Origin of the sequence: Companilactobacillus mishanensis (genome assembly GCF_003946505.1) — a bacterium.
GTDB classification, from domain to species: domain Bacteria; phylum Bacillota; class Bacilli; order Lactobacillales; family Lactobacillaceae; genus Companilactobacillus; species Companilactobacillus mishanensis.
In genome coordinates, this window is sequence record NZ_RHON01000017.1 from 1 (window position 1) to 13,556 (window position 13,556).

At 37.6% G+C, this 13,556-nt stretch carries 11 protein-coding genes; 9 read left to right on the top strand and 2 right to left on the bottom strand.

The window, feature by feature from the left end:
• The first annotated feature begins 468 nt into the window (after positions 1-468).
• Entirely contained in the window at positions 469-1,329 is an 861-nt protein-coding gene (locus tag EKM63_RS10810; protein WP_125706549.1) for a helix-turn-helix domain-containing protein, read from the top strand.
• Between the two features lie 15 nt (positions 1,330-1,344).
• Positions 1,345-3,642, top strand: a complete 2,298-nt coding sequence (locus EKM63_RS10815) for a nitric-oxide reductase large subunit (protein WP_125706551.1) — start codon at positions 1,345-1,347, stop codon at positions 3,640-3,642.
• An 86-nt stretch (positions 3,643-3,728) separates the two neighbouring features.
• On the opposite strand, the gene EKM63_RS10820 is transcribed toward EKM63_RS10815, so the two are convergent.
• Entirely contained in the window at positions 3,729-4,352 is a 624-nt protein-coding gene (locus EKM63_RS10820; RefSeq protein ID WP_125706553.1) for a pyridoxamine 5'-phosphate oxidase family protein, read from the bottom strand.
• Positions 4,353-4,527: 175 nt separating this feature from the next.
• On the opposite strand from EKM63_RS10820, the gene EKM63_RS10825 reads away from it, so the two are divergent.
• The 6 genes from EKM63_RS10825 to EKM63_RS10850 all read left to right on the top strand — a co-directional run bounded on the left by EKM63_RS10825 (position 4,528) and on the right by EKM63_RS10850 (position 11,865).
• Positions 4,528-5,706: an ammonium transporter gene (locus EKM63_RS10825; protein WP_125706555.1), complete on the top strand. Its 1,179-nt coding sequence runs from the start codon at positions 4,528-4,530 to the stop codon at positions 5,704-5,706.
• A 664-nt stretch (positions 5,707-6,370) separates the two neighbouring features.
• Complete coding sequence (locus EKM63_RS10830) at positions 6,371-7,534, top strand: 2-isopropylmalate synthase (RefSeq protein ID WP_125706557.1); 1,164 nt, start codon at positions 6,371-6,373, stop codon at positions 7,532-7,534.
• On the top strand, positions 7,534-8,613 hold the full coding sequence (gene leuB / locus EKM63_RS10835; protein ID WP_125706559.1) for a 3-isopropylmalate dehydrogenase: 1,080 nt from the start codon (positions 7,534-7,536) through the stop codon (positions 8,611-8,613). Before EKM63_RS10830 ends, leuB begins: the two co-directional genes overlap by 1 nt.
• Entirely contained in the window at positions 8,591-9,964 is a 1,374-nt protein-coding gene (leuC, locus tag EKM63_RS10840) for a 3-isopropylmalate dehydratase large subunit (RefSeq protein ID WP_125706561.1), read from the top strand. The genes leuB and leuC overlap by 23 nt, the downstream gene beginning before the upstream one ends.
• Positions 9,965-10,549 (top strand): 3-isopropylmalate dehydratase small subunit, encoded by a 585-nt coding sequence (gene leuD / locus EKM63_RS10845; protein ID WP_125706563.1) that lies wholly within the window; start codon positions 9,965-9,967, stop codon positions 10,547-10,549.
• Positions 10,550-10,566: 17 nt separating this feature from the next.
• A complete protein-coding gene (locus EKM63_RS10850) occupies positions 10,567-11,865 on the top strand; it encodes an MFS transporter (RefSeq protein ID WP_125706565.1) in 1,299 nt (432 codons plus the stop codon).
• Here the strand turns inward: EKM63_RS10850 and EKM63_RS10855 are convergent.
• Positions 11,858-12,586, bottom strand: coding sequence for a matrixin family metalloprotease (locus EKM63_RS10855; protein WP_125706567.1), 729 nt, complete (start codon positions 12,584-12,586; stop codon positions 11,858-11,860). The two genes, EKM63_RS10850 and EKM63_RS10855, sit on opposite strands and share 8 nt — an antisense overlap.
• A gap of 134 nt (positions 12,587-12,720) precedes the next feature.
• Here EKM63_RS10855 and EKM63_RS10860 point away from each other — a divergent pair, with 134 nt between their 5' ends.
• Positions 12,721-13,455, top strand: coding sequence for a sulfite exporter TauE/SafE family protein (locus EKM63_RS10860; protein ID WP_125706569.1), 735 nt, complete (start codon positions 12,721-12,723; stop codon positions 13,453-13,455).
• Positions 13,456-13,556 lie beyond the last annotated feature (101 nt).

The window sequence follows — 13,556 nt, forward strand, 5'->3', positions numbered from 1 at the left end:
TAGTTGACCTCCGTAAATGTTGTTCTAGACAAACTTCATTTTACGCTGTCTCTGATGAGTCAGTTTTTATTTATAAAAGGTGTTGCACTTAGAGTGTAAATTCAAGTGTAAAAATTTAGCTATGATCCAAGGAAATACATGTGTCAAGAAAATAATTTGAAATTATCTATTATGATATATCAATTGAAGAATCCTAGTTTCACAATGTTTCGGTCGTATTGTGATTATTATCAGGTGTCAAATGTAACCGATTACGGGAACGTATCAGAATATTCACAACCCAATTTCACAATGTATATAAAATAGGAATATTTTGTATATAAAATGCTTATTTACAAAGTCTTTAATTCAATATATGATATAGAGGCAATCAGCTTTGGGATTAATAATTATAAAATTATATAAAGGAGGTTATTAATAGTATATAATTTAGTTCGTGAAATATAATTTATGTTTAGAGGTGGTCACGTGAATATTCAATCTTTTATTGATAAAAGAAAAGAATTGGGGCTATCACAAAAGGAATTAAGTAAGGGGATATGTACTCAAGCAACGCTTAGCAAGCTTGAGAACAATGGCAAAATACCATCGATGAAGATTTTGATCCAACTTTGTAATAGGTTGGGATTATCGTTGGATGACATTATCGGAATTGACAATCACGATTCAAAGAAATTGGTCAAGGCAATGAACAAAGCCGAGTTCAATTTAATTATTAGTGAATATCAAAATTCTTGGGATATCTTGAATAAAATCGAACTTGATTCATTGAGTGATGACAAGGAAGCAGTCATGCAATACTATTATTTGAAAGGTTATCTTAACGTTTTGGATGATGGGGACTTGCTAGAAGCTGTTTTTGATTTTAATCGGATACTTTCCGATATGGATCCAAAAGGTGAAACAATATTTACATTTCTAGCTTTTGTAGGAATGGGTATGGTTTATGCCAAGCAAGGTGACGACGATAAGAGCGAGTTCTACTTTAGTAAAGTATTTAATGATATTTATGGTATGTCGATCGATGATGTTAATAAAATCTGGAGATATATCAATATTATCTTTTATTGCGCTATTTATTATTCTGACCGTAAGGATTATGAGACAGCCAATACTTTACTTAAATATGCAGTAAAGATTTGTGCTGATAATCATGTTACTTACTATATTGCTCGTATCTACCTGCAGTTAGCCGAGAATGACTGTGCTGTGAATGGTAAGAGTGACCATTTGCGAGACTTACTTAATAAAGCCGAGGTTTTCTCGGAATTCAACAATAACCAAAACGAACTGAAACGCATACATGAGCTGATTAAAGACTGTAATTAAACGAGGGGAATTTATATGACGTCTTACAAAAAGCTAAATAAGATTTTGCTTTGGGTACTTGTCGTTGCATTCTCAATTTTGTTGGCTGGTGGACTTGTTATCTTCAAAAACGAGGCACCTAGACCTTCAAAGATTGTTAATGAACAAGGAACCACAGTAGTTACTAAGCAACAATTACTCTCAGGTCAAGCCGTTTACGAAAAATATGGACTAACAGATTATGGTACATATCTTGGAAATGGTACTTATTTTGGACCTGACTATACTGCACAATCATTGCACATCTACCTAAAAGGTATGGATCAATATTATGCACAAAAGAAATATGACAAGAATTTCAAGGAACTAAATACTGACCAGAAATCTGGTATCAAAGGTATCGTTCAAAAAGAAATTCGTACTAACCGTTATAACAAAGATAAAGATCAATTGACTTTGACAACTGCACAAGTTGCAGGTTTGAAGCATTTGACAAGTTACTATCGTTCAGTATTCCGTAACAACCCTAAAGAGGCCGGAATGCCTGAAAACTTGATCAAGAACAACACTGATGACTTTATGCACAATGGTGATAAGATTGATCAATTGACTTACTTCTTCTTCTGGGGTGCTTGGATGTCATCAACCAACCGTCCTGGACAAATGTATTCATACACAAACAACTGGCCATACGACTTAGATGCCGGTAATGTTATGACAAGTGATGCCATGTTATGGACAGCACTTTCAGTTACATTATTTGTTGCTGGTGTTGGTATTATTATTTACTTCTACAAGAAATATGCATTTGATATGGAATATACAGAATCATTCAGAGACATGGGTGAAATTAAGACTGACGAACCAATTACTAGTTCACAACGTAAAGCTGCGAAGTATTTCTTAATTGTTATGTTAATGTTCTTAGTTCAGATTATGCTCGGGGAGCTAATGTCTCACTATTATGTTGAGCAAGGCTTCTTCGGACTGCCGCTTCAAAACTTATGGCCGTTCAACTTGGCTAAGACCTGGCATTTACAATTAGCTATCTTCTGGATTGCTACTGCTTGGTTAGCTACAGGTATTTACATTGCACCACGTGCTCTAGGTCGCGAACCTAAGCATCAAGGATTACTGGTAGATATCCTATTCTGGGCATTGATCGTCGTTGTCGGCGGTTCAATGTTAGGTGAATGGGGCTCAGTTCTCGGTATCATCAACGACAAGTGGTGGTTATTCGGTCACTTCGGTTGGGAATATGTCGAGATGGGTAAATTCTGGCAAATTCTATTTATCATCTGTATGGTTATTTGGATCGTTATCTTATTGCGTGGATTCCTTCCTGCAATCAAGGTCAAGAAGAATGCCGACCGATCAAGATTGTTGACACTTCTACTTTGTGGTTCAATAGCAATTCCATTGATTTACCTAGCATCACTATTCATCTTACCTAACTCACACGTAACCTTTGCTGATTACTGGAGATGGTGGATCGTCCATCTATGGGTTGAAGGTATCTTCGAATCATTTGCTGTTATTTTAATTGGTTACTTGTTAGTTGATATGAAACTTACAACAATCAAATCAACAATCAGAGCCTTGTACTTCCAACTTATCCTACTTCTAGGTACAGGTGTTATCGGAATGGGTCACCATTACTTCTGGGAAGGTGACCACTCGATTTGGTTAGCTCTTGGTGCATGTTTCTCAGCCCTTGAAGTTATCCCTCTATGTTTACTTGTTTGGGAAGCTTATACACATTACCGTGTCTACAAAGAAAGTAAGAAAGATTTCCCTTACAAGGGTACATTTATGTTCTTAGTATCAACAGGCTTATGGAATGCCATCGGTGCTGGTGCACTTGGTTGGTTGATCAATGCTCCTGCTATCAACTACTTCGAACATGGTACACAATGGACTTCAGCTCACGCTCATGGTTCAATGGCTGGTGTTTACGGATTCTTCTCAATTGCAATCATGCTCTTCGCTCTTCGTCATTTGACTAAGACAGACTTCTGGACACAAAAAGTTGAAAAATGGGTCAAATGGGCTTGTGCCGCTCTTAACGTAGGTCTAGCAGGTATGGTATTCGTTACCTTAATGCCACTAGGTTATCTACAGTTGAAAGATGGTCTTGAACATGGATACTGGCACTCAAGATTGGCTAGCTTCTATCAAACACCACTTACAAGAGGTTTGACAATTGCTAGATCAGTGCCTGATATTATCTTTACAATTGGTGTAGTTATTATTCTAGTTATTGTAATTAGATCACTATTCCACTTGAAGAAAGCATCAAACAAATTAGATCCAATTGATTACGATATTAAATAATCGACAAAAAGCGAACCCAATAGGGTTCGCTTTTTTTGTTGCTTTTGTGGTAGTTAGTTGACTTCACAATTTGATTAAAATAAATTTTATTCAGATTTTTTAGATGCACTTGAAACGGTATCTAATGAATCATTATCGGGTAATTGATCCTTTGCTAATACTGCACCTGTAGTATCGTAATGAATTCCTGTTGATATTGGCTCATTTAGGCCGAGTGCAGTTTGCCATTCCTGTGTTGGATGGTGAAGTTTTGCTGTAATGTCCGTTACTAAAATTTTCCAAACTGGCACATTTTCCATTGTTTCAGGATGTAGAGCTACTGGGATATCTCGGACATAGTTGTGGATCATAGTTCTTAATGCATGAACTTTTTCGTTGTTGTCAGTAATTTTCTTAACTTGACCCTGACCCATGATACTTCTAAAGGAAGGTCCAAATGAACCTTCTAATGGTGGAGTATAAGTCAAAGCTTCGTGGCCACCGTCTGCTTCAAAACTAATAACGGATTCTTTATTTAAGGCTTTACCTTTATCGCCGTCAGAAGTTCCGTGAACGTAGATGACATATTGTCCATCTGAAGTTTCCTCATATCCATAATTTACGGGAACGACAAAAGTACCTTCATCATTCGAGAGTCCAAGATGCAATATTTTACAATGATCTAATGTCCAATTGATAACTGAATGATCATGATAAATTTCATTATTCATAAAAATCCCCCAAAAATATTAATTAGAAAATATTATATACCTTTTGCAAGAGTATAATTATGAAAAATTTAATCATATTAAAATAAATTACAAAAAGTGGTATACATTATAAATAAATCGTTATACAATTGACAAATTAAAATATCAAATTCCAAATGAAAAGAATGTGACGATCATGAACATTGTCTTTATGCTTCTTTCAACTATTTTAGTCTGGCTTATGGTACCGGGGATTGCTGTCTTTTACAGTGGATTTGTACCAAAAAGGGATATAACTAGAATCCTTTTCAATACATTCTTAATGTTTGGTATAGCTGGCTTAATGTGGATTGTTGTCGGATTTCCACTTACTTTTGGAACGAGTAAATTGGGGATCATAGGAAATCTTCAACATATTTTCTTGACTGGAATTGATTTAAAAGCAAATTATGGTAACACCGGATTGCCAACGGACGTGTACCTATTGTTCCAAATGATGTTCGCCGTTTTGACACCTGCATTGTTTCTTGGTGCAGTTGCCAGTAGGGCAAGAATTAAATTTATCGCAATATTCGTAATTTGTTGGTCGATATTAGTGTATTATCCAATGGCTCATTTTGTTTGGTCGTCAAATGGATTCTTGGCTCAAATGGGAGTTTTAGACTTTGCCGGTGGAACGGTCATCCACATAAACGCTGGTATTACCGCGATGATTCTGGCAATTACTTTACGAAAACCCTATAAATACAACAATGAAAATGTACATGGCAACCCAATGTGGATCTTGATGGGTACTGTTTTATTGTGGATCGGCTGGTATGGTTTTAATGCTGGAAGTGCCTTGCAGGTCAACACGCAAGCAATTGATGCGTTCTTTACAACTACAATTGCTGCTTGTTCAGCAATGATGACCTGGACAATTTTGGAAAAATTATTTAAGACCCGAGTCAGTGTTAATGGACTTTGTACTGGTGCTATTTGTGGTCTAGTTGGAATAACTCCCGGAACAGGTTATGTATCAGTCATTGGTGCATTTATTATTGGAATCGTTTCATCTCTGGGTAGTTTCTATTTCATTAACAATTTAAAGTATAAATTGCACTTGAACGATTACTTGGATATCTTTGGTAGTCATGGCGTCAGTGGTATTATCGGATCTCTTTGTGTTGGACTATTTGCTAACAAAACTATCGATAACAATGTTGTTAACAACGGATTATTTTACGGTGGTGGATTTAAGTTATTAGGTGTTCAGTTTGTTGGAGTTATTTTTACTATTGCGTTTGTTTCTATTATTGGAGTTGTTATAGTTTTTGGAGTTCGCAAGCTGTTTAAAAATGATGTTGGGATTGATGCACCACTTAACTTGGCCTAGTGTCCCGATTCCGAAAGAAAGTTTATTTTGGGGCTGGAACGATGCCAACACCACTTTAAGGCTTTCCCAAGTACGGAAAGTCTTAAAGTTGCCAAATTTCGCTAAGCCTCGTTCCTCGGCAAGCAAAATTTGGCAGCTTAGCCCAAATAAATTTTCTTTCTACATCTAAATAGATTAACGTTGTTTAATATTTCTATTTTTGAATATTTAATTTAAAAAGAAGTTTGAGTGTGTTTTACTCAAACTTTTTTTTAAAGGTAATCTGCAGTTGAAATCTTCTAATGTTATTGTTATTTTCCAACATAAAAACAAGATGACCAAATTGTTGGTATAACGGTATTTGTGTTGCTTAATAAAAAATATTTTGTAATAAAATTAAAATTTATGGTTGAATATTAAAAAATCTAATGCTAGTATTACAAATATTAATTCATAAGGAGGTTACACATCATGTTTAAACAAGACGTTATTTCATCTAAACAAACTAAATCTGTAGCCTTCTTACTAGCCTTGTTGCTCTGACCAGGACTCTGACAATTTACATGTCGAGTCCTATTTTGCGTTTGAGGAAATGGGGCTTGACTACGAAACAACACCCCATTTTATCGATGGGGTGTTTTTTTTATACCAAATTTCGTAAACAAATTGAGAGGGAGTACTTATTATGAGCAAATACATTCAATTTTTCGACACAACACTTAGAGATGGAGAACAAACGATTGGAGTCAATTTCAGTATTGAACAAAAAGTTCAAATTGCTAAGGAACTTGAGAAATGGGGAGTTGATGTTATTGAAGCAGGATTCCCAGTAGCTTCAAACGAGGATTTTCAAGCTGTTCAAGCTGTGAGTGCGGCAGTTAAAAACACCTGTGTGACTGGACTTGCCCGAGCTAAAAAAGGAGATATCGATGCTTGTGTGAAGGCCACACAGAATGCCATCCACAAACAGATCCATGTTTTTATTGCAACGAGTCCAATTCACCGCGAATACAAGTTTCATATGAGCAAGGATCAAATTATTCAGATTATTCATGACAGCGTGACTTATGCTAGAAAGTTTTTCGACATTGTTGAATTTTCACCAGAGGATGCAACCAGAACTGAACCTGAATATTTAGTAAAAGCCATCCAAACCGCAATCGATGCCGGAGCAACGGTAATCAATATTCCCGATACAGTTGGATATACAAACCCTAAAGGCATCGCTGATCTATTCAAAAACCTTCGTGACAATATTGCAAGATTCGATGAAATCACATTTTCAGTTCATTGCCACGATGACTTAGGAATGTCAGTCGCAAATAGTCTTGCAGCAATCGAAAATGGTGCTACACGAATTGAAGGAACAATCAATGGAATTGGTGAGCGTGCCGGTAATGCGGCTTTGGAAGAAGTAGCTACCGCAATGTTTGTTAGAAAAGATTATTACAATGCTACAAACAATATCGATTTATCTGAAACGAAAAATATAAGTGAAATGATCAGTCGTTTTGCCAAGATGCCAGTTCCTCGTAATAAAGCAGTTGTTGGCGCTAATGCTTTCGCCCATGAGTCGGGAATTCATCAAGACGGTATGTTAAAGAATCGTCAGACGTATGAAGTGATGACTCCAGAGACCGTTGGTGCTGACAAAACTAGTATGCCTCTTGGGAAACTTTCGGGATCACACGCGGTTATGACCAAACTTCAAAGTATGGGGTATCAAGTCGATAGAGATGCAATGAAATCCATTTTTCCTAAATTCAAAGAAGTTGCTGATAACACTGACATTGTTAGTGAAACAGACTTGAATTCAATCATGAAAGACATTAGAGAGGCAATCGCATAATGACAAATAAAAAACAAATTGCAGTTCTTGCGGGTGATTATATCGGTCCAGAGATAATGTCTGCTGGATTGAAAGTTTTGGAAGCAGTTAGTAAAAATAATCAGTTTGATTATGAAATTAATGCTGTTCCGTTTGGTGGAGCTGCTATCGATGAGACTGGGGATCCACTACCAGATTCAACATTGGAAGCATGCAAAAACAGTGATGCGGTACTTTTGGCAGCTGTTGGCGGTCCCAAGTGGGATCACGCAGTAAAACGACCTGAACAAGGATTGCTTGAGATTCGCAAAGACTTGAATCTCTTTGCAAATATTCGTCCAACCGTAATAAGCAGTGCCACAAAAGAATACTCACCAATAAAAATTACCGATCCGGTTGATTTTGTAATCGTCAGAGAATTAACAAGTGGAATTTATTTTGGACAGCCTAGAGAGAAAACTTCAACAATGGCAATCGACACAATGAGATATACCGCAAATGAAATTGAGCGAGTTGCCAAAGTTGCTTTCGAAATGGCTAGTCATAGAAGAAATCACGTTACTTTGGTTGATAAAGCTAACGTCTTGGCAACAAGTAAATTCTGGAGGGAAATCACTGAAGGAGTCGCTAAAAACTATCCTGAGGTCGAATACGATACGAGTTATGTCGACACTGCATCGATGAAAATTATTTCTTCACCAGCACAATTTGATGTCATATTAACTGAAAACTTGTTTGGAGATATTTTGAGTGATGAAGCTGCTCAGATAACAGGCTCACTGGGAACAATCCCATCAATGAGCAAGGGTAAGACTGGACCAGCATTGTATGAACCAATTCATGGGTCAGCTCCCGACATTGCTGGCAAGAAAATTGCCGATCCGATTTCCATGATCAAGTCTGTGGCGATGATGTTAGAAAACTCTTTTGGCAGAGGAGACATGGCAATTCAGATCAATCAAGCAATCGATGAAGTGTATAAAAAGGGAATCCTGACTCCAGATTTGGGTGGTTCCTCCAGTACAGAGGAAGTTACGAATTTAATTATTAAATCTATTCAAGAAAGTAGTGAAGATTATGTCACAAACAATGTTCGATAAAATTTGGAATACCCACGTCATAGCTGGAGAACCGGGAAATCCCCAATTGATGTATGTCGATTTACAGCTTTTACATGAAGTCACTTCACCACAAGCATTTGAAGGATTACGCGAGAATAATCGAAAGGTCCGCCGTCCAGATAGAAATTTCGCAACAATGGATCACAATGTTCCAACCGTCGATATTTTTAATATCAAAGATGCCATTTCAAGGAAACAAATCGATACTTTGGGAAAGAATGCTAAGGAGTTCGGAGTCAGATTAGCAGGCATGGGTTCTGAAGATCAGGGAATCGTGCACGTTATCGGGCCACAGTTGGGATTGACTCAACCGGGAATGATCATCGTCTGTGGAGACTCACATACAGCAACACATGGAGCATTCGGCTCGATTGCATTTGGAATTGGTACTAGTGAAGTTGAACACGTCTTGGCAACACAGACAATCTGGCAGACCAAGCCCAAAACAATGGGTATCCACGTTCATGGCAAGCTACCTCGGGGAGTATTTTCAAAAGATATTATTATGGGAATTATTGCTCGTGAAGGTGTCGCTTTTGGAACTGGATATGCAGTTGAATTTTACGGTGACACTATTCGGAATATGAGTATGGAAGAACGTATGACCATTTGTAATATGTCAATTGAAGGTGGGGCAAAGATGGGAAGTATCCAACCTGACCAAGTGACATATGACTATATTTCTGGTCGCAAATATGCTCCGAAACAAATGGATAAGGCAATCGAATATTGGAAGCAATTTTCAACAGATGATGAGGCAGCATTCGATCGTGTGATAGATTTCGATGTCAGCAGTTTGGCACCATTTGTCTCTTGGGGAACCAATCCAGGTATGTCTGTACCGATTGATAAAGCTTTTCCAGAGATTAAAAACAATGATGATGAAAAAGCATATGAATATATTGGTCTCAAGCCAGGGGAAACAGCAGAAGAAATTCCAATCAGATTTGCTTTCTTCGGCTCATGTACCAATGGACGTTTATCTGATTTGAAAGTTGCTGCATCTGCTCTCAAGGGGCGCCATATTGCAGAAGGGGTCACGGCTCTAGTTGTACCAGGATCACGTGAAATTAAGAATAAAGCCGAAGAGTTAGGATTAGACAAGATTTTTAAAGATGCCGGATGTGAATGGCGTGAACCTGGATGTTCAGCATGTTTAGGAATGAATCCTGATCGCGTTCCGGTAGGAGTCCATTGTGCGTCTACATCGAATCGTAACTTTGAGGGACGTCAAGGAGCAGGAGCAAGAACTCATTTGGCCAGTCCAGCAATGGTTGCTGCTGCAGCAATTCATGGTCATTTTATTGATATCAGAAAGGAAGCAATTTAGATGAAACCTATTACTACAATTACAAACACAACTATTCCAATTATGAAAGAGAATATCGACACCGATCAATTAATTCCTAAGCAATTCCTCAAGAATATTTTGAAAACAGGTTATGGAAAAGACTTGTTTTATGACTGGAGATATTTACCTGGTGGTAAGGCCAACCCTGATTTTGAGTTGAACAAACCTGAACGGAAGGGTGCGAGCATCTTGATCACTGGAGATAACTTTGGATGTGGTTCGTCACGTGAACACGCTGTTTGGGCATTGAAAGACTTTGGTATCGAAGTGGTAATTGCCGGTTCTTATAGCGATATTTTTTATATGAATAGTACCAAAAATGGATTGTTAGCTATAGCTTTACCAGCGGATGAACGTAAGATATTAGCAGAAATTTCTGCGAATGAAAAGATAACCGTTAATTTGCCTGATCAAGTTGTTCAATGTCGTGATAAATCATTTCACTTTGAAATCGATCCATTGTGGAAGCATAAATTTGTTAATGGATTGGATGATATTGCTATTACTTTTGGATACGAGAAGCAAATTGAGGATTACGAAGCGCATATGCCAAGTTTTAATTAGACCGGGGAGGATCGACTATGGAAATTCAAGAGGGAGCATCATTACAGAGACGATTAGATCGTACACATGAATCGCCATTATTTTACAAAGTATTCGCACTAGTATCTGGAGGGATGATTTTGGATGCTGCAGATGTGTATATGGCAAGTGCGGTTGCTAGTACTACGTTGAAACAAGGATGGTCGACCATCCAGCAAAATTCCTATTTTTTATCTAGTGGATTTTTGGGATTATTCTTAGGATCGATCATTGCAGGATTTATTGGGGATTTGAAAGGACGTCGGGTTGCATATCAGATTAATTTGCTATTATTCGGAGTTTTTACTTTTCTTGGCGCCTTTGCTCCTAATATGACTTTCCTGATAATCTGCAGATTGATGTCAAGTATCGGATTGGGTTCAGAAATTGTGACGGGATACTCAGTGGTGAATGAGTTTGCACCGATTCATAGTCGTGGAAAATGGTGTGCTACAACTTCATTGATTGCAAACTGTGGTGCGCCGATAACGATGTTGTTATGTACATTGATCATTCCTAGATTTGGATGGAGACCTATGTTTGCTGGAATTGGGATTGTTGCCGGTATTCTGTGGTATTTACGTCGTGATATTCCGGAATCACCACGTTGGTTGATAGCACATGGCCAAAGCAAAAAAGCCCAAACAGTCATTGAAAGACTAGAAGTTAACGGTAGTCAATCAGATGTTGTTCAGACTTTTTCAAAGCCAAAGCAAAAAGTTCATCACTCATTTGTTGTTAGTTTATTTGTTGCTACAGTTGCAGTATCAGCTACGATAATCTGTCAATATACCTTCACTTCATGGGTACCCACCTTATTGGTAGAAAAGCATATCAATATTGGTAGCTCTTTAGGATTATCCACAGTCATGATGCTTGGTGCACCTGTCGGATGCGCGATTGGAGCTTACTTGGTAGATAAAATTGGTCGGAAATTAACTATCGTACCGGCATTTTTCTTCACGGCGATATTTGGAATGATTTATGCTCAACAAAATTCAATGATTGCTGTAGTAATGATTGGATTCTTATTGACGACTTGTTTCTATATTCTAATGGCGAGCGTCGTTGCAGTATACGTTGCGGAACTGTTTCCAACTAAATTTAGATTTCGTGGTTCCGGTATTGCCAATGGAATCGCGAAGTTGTTTACAGTTGCGATGCCAATAGTTGTTGCTTGGTTGTTATCATTTACTTCGGCAGACGTGATTTTTTGGATCATAAGTGCGATTGCTGTATTTGCTGGAGCAGTAGTTTGGTTCTTTGGTGACGAAACAAATCAAATGGATATTAGTTAGTTGAATTAGAATAGATAGCTTTTAGACCGTTTATGTCGGCTTTTGAAAGGTGAGTTACTTGTTGATCCGTCGGATACATGATGGAGTTCTTATCCGTACTATGTTGAAGTCCTAACGCATGTCCTAGTTCATGGAGTGCAACGGAAATAGAGGCAGATTCGGGATAGTTCGTATTAATGTTTGCATGCGAATGTGTAATAGCTGCCTTGGCAGGGTCATTAGCACGATACATTATTTTAGGACCACCAGATCCCAATTCAATCGTGTTTGGGTTGACCTTTTCATTTTTCTTATAGATGGAAAAAGTAATTCCATTTTGCTCATTAGTCGCATTTCCTGGGACTAAATTTACGATTCCTGTATTGTTGTATTCCTTAATAGCCTCTTCAAAAACTTTTCTAATATTTGAAGGTGTCTTATCAGTGAATTGATAATAATAAGTGTTACTGAATACGAAATTCGACATTACCGCGATCTCAGGAGTTTTTTGCTTATCTTGACTAGTCGCTTGTGTAGAATCCGTTGGATTCTTAGTAATAGTCTTTTCCTGAATTATCGGTTGTGAAGCTTGCTTGACAAAGTTATTGAGATCATCTTCCAGACGTTGAGTCGATTGGGCTATTTGTGCCCGTATATCTGCTGGATGAACGCCGTTATACATTCCGAAAACAAGTGCAAAGGCAATTATTAATAAGATTATAGTTCCGTATCTTCTTCTCATTATTTGCTTCTTTCTTCTGTATAATTAAATATAATAGCTTGATAGCGATATAGTGTATATAGTTTACATTCAATATTTGAGCTTGTCTATGAAATAATTGATTATCAATCTGGGGAGTGTATATTACATTGTCGATCACTGTTGTTGAAGTAATTCTGATTTTACTATTTGGGGCATTCATCAGAACGGTATTTGGATTCGGAGATGCGTTAGTGGCCATGCCAATGATGGCGTTAATAAGTTTTGATTTGAAAACTGCCACGGCCTTGGTGGGCGTTACGGGGTTGCTGGTTGCGATACCAGCTGCCATTCAATACCGCTCGACCATCAATTGGAGCGTTATAAGACGTTTGGTTTTAGGTTCCATTTTGGGGATCCCCGTTGGAATCAGTCTGGTCAAATTTGTTGACGTATCGACTGTTGGTCGAATACTTGGTGTATTTTTAATTCTATACGGTGCGTATAACATGTACAATTCCTTTAGAAATCGATCTGTATCTGTAAGATTGCATTCAAAGTTATGGGATTATTTTTTCGGACTTATTTCTGGAGTTTTAGGTAGTGCTTATAATAGTCACGGTGTTGCTATTGCAATATATGGAACTCTCAAAAATTGGACAGCAGATGAATTTAGGGGCATTCTACAATCACATTTTATGTGTGTCGGCGTTATAGTAGTTGGAAGTCAGATGGCTTCTGGGTTTTGGAACATAAATGTTGTTGAAATTTTATTGATCACGATACCATTCTTGATTGTCGAAATACCACTTTCAAACTGGGTCAGTCGACGAATCAACAGTGCAGCGATGGTCAAGTATGTATACTTACTATTATTTATTTTTGGAATCATGTTAACAATAAAGGGATAAGAAGTATGCGAAAAATTGCATGCTTTTTTTCTACCATTTGTCAAGAGAGAACCTGATCCTATTGGGTTTTCTCTTTTTATTTTCTTTTGATTGTTTGTTTA

Coding starts and splice junctions, on each gene's coding strand:
- EKM63_RS10855 (WP_125706567.1), bottom strand. CDS start 12,586: ATGAGAAGAAGATACGGAACTATAATCTTATTAATAATTGCCTTTGCA.
- leuD (WP_125706563.1), top strand. CDS start 9,965: ATGAAACCTATTACTACAATTACAAACACAACTATTCCAATTATGAAA.
- EKM63_RS10825 (WP_125706555.1), top strand. CDS start 4,528: ATGAACATTGTCTTTATGCTTCTTTCAACTATTTTAGTCTGGCTTATG.
- leuC (WP_125706561.1), top strand. CDS start 8,591: ATGTCACAAACAATGTTCGATAAAATTTGGAATACCCACGTCATAGCT.
- EKM63_RS10815 (WP_125706551.1), top strand. CDS start 1,345: ATGACGTCTTACAAAAAGCTAAATAAGATTTTGCTTTGGGTACTTGTC.
- leuB (WP_125706559.1), top strand. CDS start 7,534: ATGACAAATAAAAAACAAATTGCAGTTCTTGCGGGTGATTATATCGGT.
- EKM63_RS10850 (WP_125706565.1), top strand. CDS start 10,567: ATGGAAATTCAAGAGGGAGCATCATTACAGAGACGATTAGATCGTACA.
- EKM63_RS10830 (WP_125706557.1), top strand. CDS start 6,371: ATGAGCAAATACATTCAATTTTTCGACACAACACTTAGAGATGGAGAA.
- EKM63_RS10820 (WP_125706553.1), bottom strand. CDS start 4,352: ATGAATAATGAAATTTATCATGATCATTCAGTTATCAATTGGACATTA.